At 40.4% G+C, this 19,002-nt stretch carries 4 protein-coding genes; 2 read left to right on the top strand and 2 right to left on the bottom strand.

Features of this window, described 5'->3' with window-relative positions:
- Positions 1-166 precede the first annotated feature (166 nt).
- The gene (locus tag CFY87_RS07755) at positions 167-16,357 is read left to right on the top strand and encodes a YadA-like family protein (RefSeq protein ID WP_094946642.1); all 16,191 of its coding nucleotides are present in this window, start codon (positions 167-169) and stop codon (positions 16,355-16,357) included.
- Between the two features lie 390 nt (positions 16,358-16,747).
- Here CFY87_RS07755 and purB read toward each other — a convergent pair whose 3' ends face one another.
- Complete coding sequence (gene purB / locus CFY87_RS07750; protein ID WP_094946641.1) at positions 16,748-18,115, bottom strand: adenylosuccinate lyase; 1,368 nt, start codon at positions 18,113-18,115, stop codon at positions 16,748-16,750.
- Between the two features lie 18 nt (positions 18,116-18,133).
- The gene (gene hflD / locus CFY87_RS07745; RefSeq protein ID WP_094946640.1) at positions 18,134-18,745 is read right to left on the bottom strand and encodes a high frequency lysogenization protein HflD; all 612 of its coding nucleotides are present in this window, start codon (positions 18,743-18,745) and stop codon (positions 18,134-18,136) included.
- Between the two features lie 116 nt (positions 18,746-18,861).
- Between hflD and CFY87_RS11720 the strand changes: the two genes are divergently transcribed.
- Positions 18,862-19,002 carry a hypothetical protein gene (locus CFY87_RS11720; RefSeq protein WP_158216624.1) on the top strand — a complete coding sequence of 47 codons (141 nt, stop codon included), beginning with the start codon at positions 18,862-18,864 and terminating at the stop codon, positions 19,000-19,002.

The following is a 19,002-nucleotide window of genomic DNA, read 5'->3' as shown; positions in this document are numbered from 1 at the left end:
AACGTCGATGCCGTATTCCTGTTTCTATCCTCCTCCCCCGTTTAAGGCGAGATAACCCAAAAAAACGCTTGAAAGTCGGGGGGGGTGATAAGATTCCAGTTATTTTTCTTTGCCGACCGCACTTAGGTTCGGCACAACGCAATTACTATTCAATAAGAGAATTTCTATGAACAAAATCTTCAAAACCAAATACGATGTTACTACAGGTCAAACCAAAGCCGTTTCTGAATTAGCCAACAACCGCCAAGTGGCGAGCCGTGTTGAGGCGGCTGGAAGTCAGCCGAAGTGCGGTGTGTTTTTAGGCATGTTTAAGGTCCTGCCGTTGGCGTTGGTGATGTCGGGATTGTTGTCGAGTGCGGCGTATGGGGGTAGTGTATGGCTTGATCCCAATACAAATCCTAGTGGTAATCTTAGTAGTGGGGATAACTTGTCTACAACTGTTTGGTCTGATGACTCGGGAGGAGTTGGTGTTAAGCCAAACGAAGTAGTTATATTAGCTCATAAGGATAGTAAGACAGGAATAAATGCTTTATATAAGAATAAAGACTTTAAAAGAACTGTAGTTATAGGATCGCGTGCAGTAGGTGGAGGTAGTGACACAACTGCTATAGGTTACCGTGCTATTGTAGGTAAAAACCTTAGTACAGAGAATCCAAATCAAAGTCATCAAGGAACGGCAGTGGGATATAGAGCCTTTTCGTACGGTAATGAGGCAGTGTCGCTGGGGAACGATACCGTGGCTTATGGGGAGTCGAGTATTTCGATAGGATCGGATAATGTAGGTAAAGGAATAGGAAAATATAGTCAAAAAGGATTAAGTTATGAGATATGGAAATTATATCGTCAAAATGGAGCGAAGTTTAATTATACGGGTGAATATGCAGCAATAGATGGAGCTAGAGATAACGTTGATGAGACTGAATATAATAACTACTTAAAACAAAGGGATTCTAGAAAACCTTTTTATAAAACGCATAACTGGGCTTATGGAGACTCATCAATAGCAATTGGGAGTAGAAACGTAGCTTATGGACATGGTTCTACTGCTATTGGGACATTGTCAGTTGCAAAAGGAGACTATTCAACCGCATTAGGTACTGCTACTCTGGCATTTGGGGAGTCTTCTGTTGCTTTAGGAAATGAAAGTTATGTATATGCAAGTAATTCAATTGGTGTAGGTAATAGTGTACAAGCAATTTCAGTTGGGTCTATGGTATATGGATATCAATCTTATGCAGGAGGAGCTGGTTCTATAGCAATAGGTAAAAGGGCGTTAGCTAATGTTGAGTCATCAGATCATTTTAAACAAACTGTAGAGGATTTTGGAAATCTATGGTATGAAGGAGCAAGTACGGGAGAAGCATTAAATAAGTTAGATAATCCAAATCTTGGTGGAAAATATACAACTTTAGATACATATTTTTCACCTAAAACAGATACACAATTAGGAACAGGTGAAGACAAGGCAAAGAGAAAAAATGATGGAGCAGTAGCCCTAGGATATTACGTATATGCTCTAGGAGAGAACTCTATTGCATTAGGAAGACAAGCTTATTCTAAAGGAGATAGAGCTATTGCAATAGGACCTTATGCTTATGGTGGATATGAGAAAACAATTGCAATAGGATATGGTGCTAAGGCTCTTGCTGATCAATCTTTTGCTATAGGAAGTTTATCTCGTGCAGAAGGGAAAGATTCTATTGCATTTGGAGTTAACTCTAAAGTTTTAAAGGACAAACACAGTACTGACTTAAGTGGACAAAACTCAATAGCTTTAGGGAATGATTCAGAAGTTACTATGAAAAATTCAGTAGCAATCGGTAATATGTCAAATACGAGATATTATTACAAAGGAAATAAAAGTACTCCTATCCCTTCTATTACTGATACTAATAATAAGGCTATAACATTGCTTCCATATATACCTAAAGGAACAAGTTATAGTTATACATCAACTTCAGAAGATGGTGTTGTTTCTGTTGGTGGTTGGGATAAGAGCGGGGATATAGGACGTAGAAGAATAATCAATGTAGCACCCGGAGCTTTAGATTCAGACGCAGCGACTGTAGGGCAATTAAAAGCATTAGAATATGCATATAAAGAGGGAGTGGTTGCTTATTATACGGTAGAAAATGGTAAAAATTATAAAGTAGTAAAGCATACAGACGGTAAATTTTATAAGGCAAATACAGAAAATGGAACACCGTTAGATACTAATGCAATAGATGCCAATAATGTTTTTGTAGGTCCGAAAGGAGCAAGGGAACAAACAAGATTGGAAAATGGCAAAAATATTATTGATATGGGCGACAAAATTAAATTTGCACATATTAAAGATGGAGAAATTAAAGACAATTCAGACCATGCTATCACAGGGAATCAGCTTAAAAATGTTGGGGATATTTTAGGGATATCTATAAACAGTAATAATACAAAATTTGCTAATCCTAGTTTTGCAGATGTGAAATATGTTGGAGGAAATAAAGGCGCGCAAAACACTTTTAAAGATGCAATAAATGAACTTATTGCCGCAGTGAATAAAGGGTATAAATTTGCTGCTAATACAAACCAAAATAACGACACTTACTTTTTGGGTTCAACAATAAAAATTGTTTCTGGAGCGGTTGATACTGGTTATTCAGGTAAAAACTTAAAAACGAAATTTACGAAAGAAGGTACATCAACTGCTAAATTTGAAATTGGTTTAAGCGAGACGCCTGAGTTTAAGAAAGTAACTGTTACAGAGATCCCTACAGACAACAACCACGTTGTTAATAAAAAATATGTTGACGACAAATTAAAAGACGCCGGAAAATCTCATTATTTATCGGTAAAAGAACCAACAACAAAAGCTGCAAACTACAATAATGACGGAGCTAAAGGAGCTAATTCTGTTGCAATAGGGGTTGATGTACAAACTAAATCGGACGCCCATTCTGCGGTAGCAATCGGGCACAATCTGAGCACGGACGTAAAACACGCCGTGGTGGTTGGATCGAACATTAACATTGAACAAAATAACTCAGGCGACAAAAATAAAAAAGATGCGGTGGTTGCAATTGGTAGCGGGCTGAAACTGAAAAACGCGAAAAGCTCTATCGTGCTTGCTGCGGTGGACGAGCGAGGCAATACAAGCGACACCGAAGAAGGAAGAACTGTGGTTGACGGTGCGTCGTGGGCGGTGGTTATTGGTAACAAAACCAAAGTCAAAAACGGGACGGATATCGTGGCGTTGGGGAATAATATCAACGTAAGCGACAGCAATAACAACAGTTTGGTGATATTAGGTAACCAAGCGACAGCAAGTAGTGCTTTTAACTCTGTAGTTTTGGGTTACAAAGCATCAACAACTTTAAACGACGCGATAGCGTTGGGAAGTAACTCTGTGGCGAATACTAATGCGAATATTGTTGGATTTGATACGGTAACAGGGAGTGAAAGAGCAAGCGTAAATGATTACGGAGCATGGAAGTCTAAATATGCTGCTTTGTCTATTGGAAATGGAAATAACACACGTCAAATCACAGGACTTGCTGCTGGTAGACAAGATACGGATGCAGTGAATGTGGCACAACTTAAAGCGGCGACAATGCATTTTGTTTCAATAAATGGTGGAGGTAATACTGGCGGAAACTATGCTAATAACGGTGCGACTGGTGCTAATGCAATAGCAATAGGTGTTGAAACAAAAGCTCAATCAAATTCTGGTATCGCCATAGGATACGGTACGCAAGTACTAGGTGGAAGTAATAACTCTATCGCTATCGGTGCGGTAAGTGGCGGATCGCCAACGAAAATAGAAAACGCCGAATGGACGGTAGCTATTGGTAACAATACAAAAGTTACAGGTGGGAATGATATTCTTGCCTTAGGATCGAATATTAATGTGACGAAAACCAAGACTCAAAATAATGAAAACGGAAGTTTAGTAATTCTTGGTAATAATGCTACAGCAACAAACGCTGCAAATTCTGTAGTAATTGGTAAGGGTGCAAGTACACAAGCACAAAGTGCGGTGGCTATTGGAGAGGGTGCTATAGCAAGCGTTGCAAATAGTGTTGCAATAGGTAAAGATTCAAAAACAACGGGAGATATCTCGACAAAAGGATATGATCCATCAACTAAGAAAGCTTACGCAGGAAATGATAATGGAAGTGCATGGCTACCAAACAAAGGAGTTTTTGCTGTAGGTGATGGCTCAACAAGCACTAGAAGAATAACAGGAGTGGCAGCAGGGTCTGCTGATACAGATGCGGTAAACGTGGCACAACTTAAAAAAGTTGTAAGTGGTGCGGCTACTTTAAAATATAAGGCGAATGCAGGGGCTGAACAAAGTATTGACCTTACAAAAAATAGTTTAAATTTCACAAATGGAACTTATACAGAAGCTACTGTCGGAGTTGATGGTGTTGTTACTATTGGTTTAAATACAGCTACTAAAAATAAAATTGATGGTGCACTTCAAACAGCAGATGCAAATACTCAATATGCAAAAATAGATGCCTCTAATATAGGTGGAAAAGAAAGTACATGGAGAACTCAATTAAATGTGTACGATAAAGGAGAAACAGATGCCGCAATAGCAAAAGCAAAAGAAACGGTTGAACAGGGAGATGGGATTAATGTTACACCATCAGAGTCAACAGACGGAGCTAAAAAGTTTACTGTATCGTTGGATAGTAATCTTAAAACAAAAATAGACAGTATAGGTACTGGAGAGGTAGCACAAAATAATGATAATACTGTAACGGGTGCTAAAGTTCATACTGCTATTGAGAGTGCTAAAACAGCATTAACTGGACAAATAAATAAAAAAGTTGATACAACTACTTTTGAGGAAGCTAAAACACAGTTAGAAACTAAAATAAATGGAAAAGCTGACAAGAATTTAAGTAATATAGATGACGCCGGTAAAAATGTTATTAAAAATTTAATAACTGTAGAAGGAGAAGATAAAATTGAGGTTACAACTATTAATGGTAATACGGGTAGTGCAAAAACATTCACAGTAAAATTAAATGAAGATACAACAAATAAAATTAACAGTATAGGAACTGGAACTGTAACGAATAGTGATGAAAAAACTGTAACAGGTAAGGCAGTATACGAAGCGATCAAAAATTCTAAAGTAACTGTAAAAGCTAATGATAATGATTCATATATAACTGTAAATGGAAATAAATCGGATGATATATCAGGTAATGAATTTAAAATAGGATTGGATTTAAATGCATTAACAACGAAATTAGGAGAAACATTCTCTAAAAAAACGGATACATTTGGGTTAATAGGTAATGACAGTCAAGCAGTCACTACAACATTAAATAACACTTTAAAAATTGAAGGAAGCGAAAGTGTTGCTTCTAGTCAGACAAATATTTATGTATCTAAAAAGGATCAAAACGGTTTAGAAATTAAACTTGGAGAGACTTTAAGTGGTATTAGTTCTATTGGAAAAGATGAAAATAATAAGATTGGTTTTAATACAGATAATGCTAAGAATGAGATTACATATACTGTAGGAAATGCGACTGGAACTGCAACATATAAATTTGGTAAAGATGGACTAGATTTAGGAAGTAAGAAAATAACTAATGTTGCAAGTGGAATTGGAGACGTTGGTGGCACAACAACTAATCTTGATAACGTATTAAAAGGTACTCCTGAAGAAACGTATAAATTAAACGCTGCAAATGTTGAAGATCTAGCGAAAGTTGCTGCTGCTATTATTACAAAAGGTCTTGAATTTGAAGATGGTAATGGTAATAAAGTAAACAGAAAACTAGGAGAAACTTTAAAATTAGTTGGAGAAAAAGGAGCAACTGTTGCTTCAAATAGTTCAACGACTGTAGCAACTGCACCAGATAATATTACAGTTGTGGCTAAGAAAAGTAAGACTGGAGATTCAGAGCCTAATGACACATTAGAAATTAGATTGGCTAAAGACTTAAAAGGAATTGCAAGTATTGAAAATACAAAAGATAAATCAAAAATTGAACTAAAAGATAATGGAATTGATTTAACTACAAGCACAGGTAAAACTGTTAAGGTTAAAGATAATGCATTAGAGGGCGTAAATAAAATAAGTGCTGTAGGTGATGCTGATGCAAATTCTATTGATTTAGCAAAAGATAGTAATGGAACTAAAAATATTGAGATAACAAGCGGTGGAAAAACATTAACTATCGCTAAAGATGGAACTAATGGAAAAGAAGGAATATCATTAACAGGACTAGTAGATAGAAAAGTTGATGAGACAGGTTATGGAACTAATGGTAATGCCGGTAGAGCAGCAACAGAATCAGCATTATTAGACTTGAAGACAAAAGGGTTGACTTTTGAGGCTAATCAAAATAATAGTACTGAACCGAAAAAACTTCAAACAGCATTAGGTGAAACATTAAAAATAACTGGTAAAGATGGTGATATTACAGACTTTGATAGTAAATATTCATTAGAAAATGTTGCAACAAAAATTGATGTCGCAAATAAAGCGATTAGAATAGGGTTATTAAAAACTCCAAGATTTGATGCTTTAGAATTAGGTGCTGACAGTACTAAGAAAATATCATTAACACCAAATACTACTGGAGATACATTAGAATTGAAATTAACAGGAGCAGGAAACGATACAAATGTTAAAATTTCTGGTGTTGCAAATGGTACAGGTGATAATGACGCTATTAATAAATCGCAACTAAATTCTGTTGTAACGGCTTTAGGTGGCAGTGCTACTATAGAAACTGACGGTAAAGTTACAGGACCTACTTATACATTGGCTAATGGAGGGACTAAGAATGCGGTTGGAGAAGCGTTAACAGCACTTGATACTGCGATAACTACAACAAATAGTTCAATAACTACATTAGGAAATGCAAGCATTAAATTTAGTGATGGCATTAATGAGTTTACTAGAGCAAATAATGAATCAGATAAGACAGTTAAAATTGTGTCTGGGTCAAATGTTACGGTATTATTAGATAATAAAGCAGATAGTAATAAGACTGGTAAATTTACTATATCACTAAATAAAGAATTAACAGATATTAATTCTATAACCCTAAAAAGTAGTGGTGATGCTAACAGCAAAACAGGAAAAATTACTGTTGATACTACTGGAAATGTTAAAGTTCAACATGGAGAGGGAGCGGCTTCTAAAATAGTTGCTGAAAGTGATTTTAATGAGTTAAAAACTAGTGACGAAATAACTGTTACTGGTGGCGGAAAAGTATTTGGTGGAGAAACAAAACTTAGTCTAAACGATAACTCAATCGCTGGAACGAAGTTGAAAAATGCGACAATTAGTGAGGCTAAATTAGATTCTGCATTGTCAGATAAGATTAATAAAACATTTATGGTTAAGGCTGGAAATGATACTAGCGGAAACCTAATAGGAGATACTTTAGAATTTGCAAAAGATTCTAATTTAACTGTTGTGTTAGATAGTGCTAACAAGAAAATCACTTATGGATTAAGCTCAACATTAACCGGCATTACTTCCATAGAATCTGCTGCTGAGAATGGTGCAAAATCTAAAATCACCTTAAATGCTGATCATATAGTATCAGATAAGGATATATATGTAGGCTCAAAAGGAAATGATGAGAGTAATAAACTAGTTAAGAAATCAGAATTAGATACTTTAAATCAAACTTTAAATCAAACATTAAATAGTAACCAAACTAATATAACAAAAAATACAGCTGATATTGCTAATTTATCTAATAATAAGTTAACTTTTAAAGCTGGTTCAACAGAATTTGAAAGAGCAAATAATTCTAATAAAACTGTTGAATTTAAAGGGGAAGGTAACTTAAATGTTAAATTAGATACTGATATAACTAAAAACACAGGGACATTTACAATAAGTGTTAATGAAACAAGCTCAATTAATGTTGAAGCTGGAAAACAAAAAGAAGATGGAAGCATTACTGTAGAGGATAGATTAACAACAGAAAAAGCCGTTGTTGACTACGTGAAAGAGAGAACGTTCAAATTAGCTGGAAATGATGGAACGGCAGTATCAAGCGTACTTGATGGAACGATTAATATTAAGGGAGATGCAAGTACAACATCAGATCAAGGTAATATTTATGTTTCTAAAGGTACTAGTGATAGTGAGTTAAAAATACAATTAGGTAAAAACTTAACTGGAATTGAAAGCATTAAGAAAGCAGCTGATAAGGCTTCATTAACATTAGGAGATGATAAAATTGAATTAAGTCCAGTAAAAGATGTTAAGGTAACATTAGAAAAAGATGGAGAAAAATCAACTGTTAAAGCTACAGGGTTGTCAACTATTGGAAATGATGGTGACAATGCTTTAGTATTTAATACAGATAAGAGTGATAATACAACAGCAACTTTAAAAGTTGGTGGAAGTGATTTAACATTCACTAAAGTTAATGGTGGAATAAAACTTTCTGGATTATCAGATGGAACAATCGAAGATAAATCAAAAGATGTGATTACTGGAAATCAATTGAATGAATTAGGTGCAACGCATTTAGGATTGACAGTTAATGGTGCAAAAACAGGATTTGATGCTCTATCATTTACAGAAATTAAAGGATCAGATAATTCTAATAAAAAACAAACTACATTTAAAGATGCGATTGATGACTTGATTAGTGCCGTGAATAAGGGAATGAAATTCCAAGGAAATGATGAGCAAGCAGTTACGGTAAATCTTGACGGAACGCTAAAAATCGTAGGAAAAGGAAGCGATGCTAAGAATATCGACGTTGCGGACAATAATATTAAAGTGTCCCAAAATACAGATGGTGACGGGCTGGAAATCGGCTTATCGGATACATTGACCGGCATTAAATCCGTCGCCAACGGTGAGAATGCCAAGATTGCTTTAGGCGGAGAGAATGAAAAAGATAAAACCATTACTTTCACCTCAGGCGATAATAAAGACAATGTGACTTTAAAAGGAAGCACATTTACCGGCGTGTCTGAAATTAATAAAGAAGCGAATAAAGGTGCGTTAAAACTCGATAATGCTACCGCCACTTTAGAAAGTGCCAAAGAAAAGTCAAAACTTGAATTGAAAGATAGTGAAGCCAAATTAGAAAGCGTGAAAAACGGTTCAAATTTGGCATTGGATAATACCGGTGCAACCTTAAGTGCGGGCAATGGTAAAGGAAGCATTAAAGTTGCTACTGGCTCAGGTGATGGTGCTAACAAAATCGAGTTAAGTCCGGAAAACGGCTTAACCGTTATGTTGGAAAAAGACGCGACAAATGGCGGAGTGCAAGCCACCGGCTTATCTACCATCGGTAAAAATGATAGAAACGCCTTAGTGTTTAATGGCACCGGAAACACCGCGAAATTAAAAGTTGACGGAAATGAGTTGACCTTTACGAAATCCGATAGCGGAAATACCGTGAAAATCTCGGATGTGGCGGACGGTAAGCTGGAGAATAGTTCATCAGAAGCCATCACGGGCGGACAACTTCACGATTTAGCAAGTAAATTGGGTGTTGCGGTTGAGAATGGAAAAACTACGTTTACAGCACCATCATTTAATGCGATAAATGGCGGTACAACTCAAACAACCTTTAAAGGAGCGATTGATGATTTAATCACCGCCGTGAATGGTGGTTTGACATTCAGGGGGAATGATAATGGTAGCACCCCAAGTTCAACCACATTGCAGTTAGGCGGTACGTTGACCATTGATAGCTCAACGGTTGGTAGCGGTGCGAATGGAGCAAGTGGAACGACTGAAAAAGACATCACGGTAACATTAGCACCATCTAATGGTAGCGATCCTCAAAGTGCGGGTACACTTACGCTTACTTTAAATAAAGCCACGGCTGTTTCTGACAAGGACGAAAAAGTCATCACTTCCAAAGCGGTAGCGAAAGAGTTGACAAAATACACTACAACAGAAACTTTGGATAAAGACTTCTTAAAAGTTACCGGTGAGAATATCGGTGATACTGAAGAGAAGAAAGAACAAGGTAGAAAAACCTTTGGCTCAAATGTCGGTATTGCTGAAATTAAATTGGCTGATCCCGATAAAAGTTCAACGGAATTAGTACAGGCTGATGCGGTTATTAAGTATCTAAAAGGTACAGGTAAAAAATCAGTTAAAGTATCCGATAATCCAGAAACTAAGGCTGAAGGAGAGGGTTCTATTGCCATCGGAGATAAAGCCATTGCACAAAATGAAGGGGCGATCTCCATCGGTCAAAATTCCGGAGCGAAAAATAACGGAGCAATCTCTATCGGTAAAGGCTCTGATGTTACCGAAAAAGACGGCATTGCCATCGGAACAGGAACTAAAGTTTCAGGGCAATCATCAGTGGCACTGGGCGAAGGTAATAAGGTGAGCGGTGTTCAATCCTATGTCATCGGGTCGGATAACGATATCAAAGGGAGAGAAGTCGTTGCCATCGGTTCTAATATAACGGCGGATGAAAAAATTCACGATGCGGTTATTTTAGGCAACCGTTCAACAGGTGAGGCGAAAACTGTATCCGTGGGGAGTAAAGATACCAAAAGACGGATTATTTTTGTCGATACGCCAAAAAATGAGTATGACGCCGTTAATAAAAAATATGTTGATGATTTGACATTAACCTATAAATCGAATGGTGAAGACAAAACTAAACAAACCATTAACCTCAAAAATGGTGCATTGGACTTTGTGAAGTCTGAAAATATCTCTGTCTCTGTAAAAGCGGATGGAAAAATTACGCATACGCTGAATAATGAGCTTAAAGAGATTGGAAGTATTAGTGCTACCAAAGATGACGAAGGGGCTAAGATTACTTTATCAGATGGTAAAAATGGAAAACCTAAACAAGTAGAACTTAATGACGCTAAATTGACAGGTTTATCAGACGGTGACATTGATAAGGACTCAAAAGAAGCTGTTACAGGTAAACAACTCGCCGATTTAGCGGGTAAGTTGGGTGTTGCGGTTGATAAGGATAAAACGAAATTTACTGCTCCAATCTTTGAATATCTGTCTAATGTGGATGGCTCATTCAAAGAGAAGAACCCAACCACATTGAAAGGTGCTATTGACGAAGCAAGAGCGAAGTTAAACGAGGGCTTGAAATTCGGTGGTGATGTTCCAACAGGTACAAATAACGGCACCCACTACCTAGGCTCGACCATTAACATTGTTAGTTTAGGTACGCGGACAGGGACAGGTGCGGTAGCTCCAACATCAACCGATAGTTACAGCGGTAGCAACTTAATCACGCAATACACCAACGATAACGGCAATGCCAAGATCGAAATCGGTTTTAAAGACAAACCGACATTTAGCAAAGTCACGCTATCTCAAGAGCAAAAATATGGTGATAGTAAAGTTGGCAACGAAGACGTAATCACCAAGTCCTACCTTGAACAAGCATTAAATAGCTTTAAATTTAATGTGGAATATGGTGCTCAGAAAGTCCAAATCGGTCGCGGCGATACCTTGAAATTTGCAGATGGTTTGAATATTCAAGGTAGCTTGAAGCAAGAGGGAGCAACACTAGCCGCTCCTGCTCCGACACCGACAGCTCCGACGCCGGCTAATACAGCAACTGCAAGCACAACGCCAACTGCTCCGGCAAGCGGTGCGACAGGTGGCACAGCGGGTACCGTATCGAATGCTACAGCGTTGGTAACGATTGGCACAGCCGAGGCGTTAAAAAATATCACCTCGATTTCTTCCAAACCTAAAAACGAAGCGGGCGGAAATGGTACTGATACAGAAGTTACCAAACTGACTTTAGACGCAGAGAAAGGAGCCACATTCCAAGTAGGTAATCAGGGGTCGAAAGTGAGTGTAAATAGCGACGGTATAGCCCTCACACCGCAAACGAAAGGTACCGGTACAGGCAATCCATTTGCTGATCAGCCATCGATTACGATTAAAGCCGGTGCAACACCGGTAGATCCAAACAATTTAGACTTGGTTGATCCTAATAACGAACCTTCAATAGCGTTTGCAGCCAAAGGCGGTAGTAATGGTTCAGCAAAAGAAGGAACGGGGACGATTAAATACCTCAAAGACAGAACTGTTAGCAAAAACAATAGCAACGGCGATAAATACGGTGAGGGCGATAACAAAGGCAACGCTGCCACAGAAGGAGCGGTGAAAGAGCTTTATGACTCCGGCTTGAAATTCGCCGGCAATGACGGTCAAGATGTTCACAAAAAACTGGGTGAGACCTTGTCTATCAAAGGTGAAGGTAGCGTGGGGGCAACCGCGGCGGATAATATTGTGGTGAGAGCCAAAGACAATGGGCTTGAAATCGGTCTGACCAAAAATATTCGCAATATCGACACCATTGCTATCGCCGGCACAGGGGACGATAGCGGTAAGGATATATTTATTGATGCCGAGGGCATTACGACTACCGCCAAACTTGATGATGGTACAGTGTTAGTCAATGACCAAACGGCCAGTGGCAATGTGTTACGCAACGGTACTCACCAAACCGAGGTGAAAGCCGGCGAGGTCGCGATTAAGGATAAGAGCGGTCAAGAAGTAGTGAGTTTGAAAGTGGCTGAAGATGGTCAAGACGGCAACGCTCAATCTGCTACTCTTACTTTTGCTAAAGGGGCGGACGGTAAATCAGGCACAGGCACGATCACCGGCTTGGCGGACTTAGCGGACGATGCTGACGGCACCAGTGCGACCAATAAAAACTATGTTGATGGTAAAATGGAAGATTTGAACAATAACCGTCCGTTTGATTTCTATCTCGGCGATCAAAAAGTCGTCAAAGGTCAAGATGGTCAATTCTATAAGCCTGACGAGCTGAAAGGTGCGAAGTATGACGCAAACTCTAAAAAGTATATGAAAGAAGGCAAAGAAATTACGTCAACTGTAAAAGATCAAAACGCTGTTGTGATCAAAGCGGCACCTGTGGAAAGACCGATGACCGTGACCAATATTAAAGACGGGGATTTAACCGATAAGTCAACTGATGCGGTCAACGGTTCGCAATTAGTGAAAGCCACGGGGGCGAAGTTGATTGACGATCCAAGTTCTAACACTGATCCGAAAGCGAAGAAAATGGTCTTTGCGGACGGTAAAGATGGATTGTCAGGTCTTGAAACATCATCAAACGGCAAAGAACCGATGGCAAATAAAGGCTTAACCGCTAAAGATGGATTAAACGGCAAAAACGCCAATGACAAAGCGAACGCTTTACGCAATGGCGAAGCGGGAACGGTGGTATTTACAGATCATCAAGGCAATAGATTAGTCAAAGCCAATGATGGTAAATACTATAAAGCAGGTGATGTTGAAGACAATGGCACACCAAAAGCCGGCAGTGCGGTGGCAAAACCACAACTTTCGTTAGTAAACCACGAGGGCAATACAACGACACCAACTGTGTTAGGTAACGTGGCGAGCGGTTTGGGACTACCTGCCCCTGAAACTGATCCTGCTAAAGCAAAAGAAGCAAAAGAAAAAACAGCTCAGCTAGCAAAAGCGGCGGAAAATAAAAAAGCAGAGGTGAGTGACAAAGCCAAAGCACTTTCGGATAAAGCAAAAACCTTTACCCGTTTAACCTTAGCCGTGAACGATTTGGAACAAGCGGCAAATGCTTTACCGGATGGTAAGGCGAAAGCACAAATCGAAGCTCAGTTAAAAGAGACTCAAGAGGAACTTGCTAAGGCTCAAAAAGCACTTGAAACAGCTAAGACTGACTTACAAACAGCACAAAAAAGCTTGAAAACAGCGAATGCTGACTATGAAGCCAACTATGACGGCTATGCGAAAGTGGCTGACTTAGTCAGTGCTGATAGCACCGCCGTTCTTAGCAACGTAGCCACTATTGCTGACGTGCAGGCGGTAGCGAAATCCGGCATGAAGTTTAAAGGCAATGATGGTGTTGAAGTGCGTAAACAACTCAGCGAAACCTTAGCAATTACAGGCGAGGGAACATTTAACAGCGACCTCACCGCCGCCGGCAATATCAAAGTGGAAATGTCCCAAGACGGCAAAGGCTTAGAAGTTAAATTGTCCGATAAGCTACAAAACATGACTTCGTTTGAAACTCGTGAAGTTGAGGGTAGAAAATCTACTTTAGACAGCAACGGCTTGAGAGTGGTTGACCAAGACAGCGAAGCAGTAGTGACGGCACAAGGTACCCGTATTGCGGGCAAAGGAAATCATGCCGGTCAATCGGCAAGTTACACCCTTGACGGCATTGCGCTCAAAGACAAAAACGGCAAAGACGCCGTGAGCTTGAACGCGAAAGCCCTTTCCTTTGCCGTGACACAGGATCAGGCAGGCGCACCTGTCGGCACTGGCGTAATCACGGGCTTGAAAGACCTAGATGCCACTGCTGACGGTTCAAGTGCGGCGAATAAAAACTATGTGGATGAAAAAGTGTCCGATTTGGACAGCAATCGTCCGTTTGACTTCTATATCCAAGAGGGCGATGACTATACCAAAGTTGTCAAAGGACGTGATGGTAAGTTCTATAAGCCTGAAGACTTGAAAGGGGCGAAGTATGTCGCTGGTACGGCTGATGGTGATAAAGGTAAATACACCAAAAATGGTCAAGATGTTAAATCATCTATAGCGGACAAACAAGCCGCTGTGGTGATTAAGGCTGAGCCGACCACATCACCGATGACCATCACCAATGTCAAAGATGGGGATTTAACAAATACTTCGACCGATGCCATCAATGGGGGACAGCTTGTCAAAGCGACAGGGGCGAAATGGATTGATGATCCAAATTCTTCTGAAACTGCTCCAAAACCGAAGATAATGGTCTTTGCGGACGGTAAAGATGGATTGTCAGGTCTTGAAAAAACATCAGACGGCAAAGAACCGATGGCAAATAAAGGCTTAACTGCTAAAGATGGATTAAACGGCAAAAACGCCAATGACAAAGCGAACGCTTTACGCAATGGTGAGGCTGGAACTGTGGTATTTACCGATAAAGACGGTAATCGTTTGGTCAAAGCCAACGACGGTAAATACTATAAAGCGACTGACGTGGACGATAAAGGTAACGTGAAATCTGCTGCTAATGGTCAAGTTGCACCAAAAGCAGTGGACAATCCGCAACTTTCGTTGGTGAATACCGGCGGTGAAATCAATAAACCGGTGGTCTTGAGCAATGTCGCCAGCGGCTTGGGGCTTACAACACCAACAGATGACAAAAAAGAGACGTTAAACAAACTTGCCGACACAGTGAAGGAAAAAGTGAAGGTGTTAGGCGAAAAAACAAAAGAGCTTTCCGAGAAGGCAACAAAACTCGCTGATTTAGAGTTAATGGTGGACAGTTTAAAACAAACTGTTGATACCCTGCCTGATGGAGAAGCAAAAGACAAAATACGTGAAGAGTTGAAAAACTACGAACCGCAATTGTCAGCAGCCAAAGAGGCTAAAGAGAACGCTAAAAAAGCCGTGAAATCAGCACGCGACGCACTCATTGCAGCCAATAAGGATTATAAAAAGCAATATAACGACTATTCCAAAGCAACAGAAAAAGTCGCCGACTTAGTCAAACCGGACAGCAAAGCGAACCCGACCAACGTCGCCACTGTAGGCGATTTACAAGCTGTAGCTAGAGCGGGTTTAAACTTTGAAGGTAATGACGGTATCGCTGTGCATCAAGATGTAGGCGAGACGTTAACATTAAAAGGCGAGGGCGAGTTTAACAGCGACAACTCCGCCGCGGGCAATATCAAAGTGGAAATGGCTAAAGACGGTAGAGGCTTGGAAGTCAAACTGTCCGACAAGTTGAAAAACATGACGTCTTTTGAAACTCGTGAAGTGGACGGTAAAAAATCACGCTTGGACAGTAACGGTTTGAGAGTGGTCGACAAAGACAGCGAAGCGGTAGTGACGGCACAAGGTACCCGTATTGCGGGCAAAGGAAATCATGCCGGAAAATCGGCAAGTTACACCCTTGACGGCATTGCGCTCAAAGACAAAAATGGCAAAGACGCCGTGAGCTTGAACGCGAAAGCCCTTTCCTTTGCCGTGACACAGGATCAGGCAGGCGCACCTGTCGGCACGGGCGTTATCCGTGGTCTGAAAGACTTGGATGCACATGCGACGGGCGATATGGCAGCCAATAAAAACTATGTGGATGCGAAACATCACGAGTTGCGTCATGCGCTCAACCACTCAAATAAAGAGTTGCGAGCAGGGATTGCAGGCGCTAATGCAGCGTCAGCATTGGCATCCGTATCTATGCCGGGTAAATCCATGGTCGCGGTTGCGGCTGCAGGATATGATGGCGAAAATGCGGTGGCGATTGGCTATTCTCGGGTCAGTGATAGCGGTAAGGTGATGTTGAAACTACAAGGCAACAGCAACTCCCAAGGTAAGGTTGCCGGCGCGGTATCGGTAGGTTATCAATGGTAATCTATCAACACAGGTGAATCTGCCCGTATCCTAAAACCCCGTCCTTGAGGGCGGGGATATAAGGCAAAAACGACGAAACCGTTTCATGCTAATTTATCTGGTGTTTGTTGTTGCTCGATGAATTGATGAATAATTGAGAACGTGTATACGGAAAATGCCGATGTGGTGCATTAAATGTAGTAGCCTATGGGCAAGCAGTTTTTCAGCTTAAAATAAATCAGGGCGAAACACGACTTGAGTGGCGATGAAGTAAATCTCACAAGAAAATTGGCAGTAGAAATCCGTTGAGAATAGCCCTCGCAAAACGTGGGATCTGATAGGAACTCTCCCCAGCCTTAGGCGGGGAGGATGTCAATGTAAGTCTGTCGCGATAAAAGTGCGGTAGAGAAATTAAAGTTTTTCAACTAACTCAATGGCGGCGCCGATATAGGTTGCCGGAGTGAGTTGTTGGAGACGTGCTTTTTCTGCTGCCGGAATTTCTAATTTTTCGATAAATTCGCGCATAGCTTGTTCATCAACACGTTTTCCGCGCGTTAACTCTTTTAATTTTTCATAAGGTTTTTCAATACCATAGCGACGCATCACGGTTTGGATCGGCTCCGCTAACACTTCCCGGTTTTGGTTTAATTCATCACGTAAATGCGCTTCGTTAACTTCCAATTTGCTGATGCCTTTACAAGTGGCTGCGTAGGCAATTAAGCAATAGCCTAAACCGACGCCGAGGTTGCGTAATACGGTGGAGTCGGTTAAATCACGTTGCCAACGGGAAATAGGTAATTTGGCGCCTAAATGGGACATGATGGCGTTAGCAAGCCCCAAGTTGCCTTCGGAGTTTTCAAAATCAATTGGGTTGACTTTGTGCGGCATAGTCGAGGAACCGATTTCACCGGCGACAGTACGTTGTTTGAAATGATTTAAGGCGATATAACCCCATAGATCACGGTCAAAATCGATGATGATGGTGTTAAAACGAGCCACGTTGTCGAACAGTTCAGCGATATAATCATGCGGTTCGATTTGCGTGGTGTACGGGTTCCAAGTGATGCCTAAAGAGGTGACAAACTCTTCGCTGAACGTGTGCCAGTCAATTTCCGGATAGGTGGCTAAATGGGCATTGTAATTGCCTACCGCGCCGTTAATTTTACCAAGAATTTCAGTTTGTTGCAGTTGTTTGAATTGGCGTTTTAGACGGTAGACAACGTTTGCCATTTCTTTACCGACGGTGGTCGGTGATGCCGGTTGTCCGTGGGTACGAGACAGCAGCGGAATGGATTTGTATTCGTTTGCCAGACGGGTAATTTCGTTAATTAATTTTTGCCATTCCGGTAAAATGACTTCTTCCCGCGCGGTTTTGAGCATTAATGCATGAGAAAGGTTGTTAATATCTTCCGATGTGCAAGCGAAATGGATAAATTCGCTGATAGCCGCCAATTCCGGAAGTGCGGTGGTTTTTTCTTTTAAAAAATATTCGACAGCTTTAACGTCGTGGTTAGTGGTACGCTCGATTTCTTTAATTCTTTCGGCATCTTGTAGGCTGAAATTCGCCACAATGCGATTAAGGTAATCGTTTGCTTCTCCGGACAACGCAGGAACCTCGGTAATTTGTGCGGTCGCCGCCAGTTTTTGTAACCAACGAACTTCAACGGTTACACGGAATTTTAATAATCCGAATTCACTAAAAATTGAGCGCAAGGCGCCGGCTTTGTCTTGATAACGACCGTCAATCGGGGAAAGTGCGGTTAAGGCGTTAAGTTGCATATTAAGATTGCTCCTCAATTAAAGAGATGAATAAATTTGTTGTGCGGTGGCGACGAGTTTGCGTCGGGAAAATAGTAGTTGCCATTTGGAACCGCCCACTTGGCGCCAAAGTACAGCGGAACGAATTCCCGCCAGTAAACAAGCACGAATACGGTTGTGTATACCTAATTGTTGCAAATATTGCGACGAGCCTTTGACTTGAATGCGACTGCCTAAAGGGCTTATCACATCCACGTAGATGGAAGCTAATGTAGATAGCATTTGTTCGTCAAATAAATCGTAATGGACAAGTTGGGAGGGCAAATATTGGATACGCTTTGCTAATTCGGCTTTCGCTTGCGGATTTTTATTCAACTTTCCTTCTAATGCTAATAAACTTAACCAGTAACGACCGACATCCGCTTCGCTACCATTAAGTTGTTCCATTAAAATTTGTAAACCTAAAGCTAAATTTTGTTCATGGTTGCCATAAACCGAGAGCGTGTTTTCCGGTTGGATTTGTAATAGGCTGTTTAGACTGGCACGAAAAGCAGGCTCATCGGCTTGACCGTTAAGGGCGAATTGTTGTACTAATTTTGCGGATTGACATATGCCGGCAAGAGCGAGTGTTGCGTCGTAGTAATTTGCCATAATTATCGGTAAAATTGTCGAGCTAAAACGAAAAAAGTGTGAGCAATATAGCATTTTTCCATTTTTTTGGAAAGTACAATGACGAGTGATTATATCTTTCATGAGGATAAATACTATTGAAAATAGTAAAAACCGGTTTAATTTTAACCGCACTTTTGCCGCTGAATTTATGGGCAAAGGTAGTGGTGGGAAATGCGGTCATTTTGGGCATGATTTCCAACCCTATGTTTTGGCATAGGGTTGAATTTTTTAGGTAA

The organism is Actinobacillus seminis, assembly GCF_002263215.1.
Classification (GTDB): domain Bacteria; phylum Pseudomonadota; class Gammaproteobacteria; order Enterobacterales; family Pasteurellaceae; genus Actinobacillus_B; species Actinobacillus_B seminis.
The sequence above is the reverse complement of the archived record's forward strand: the minus strand, read 5'-3'. Positions and strand labels throughout refer to the sequence as shown.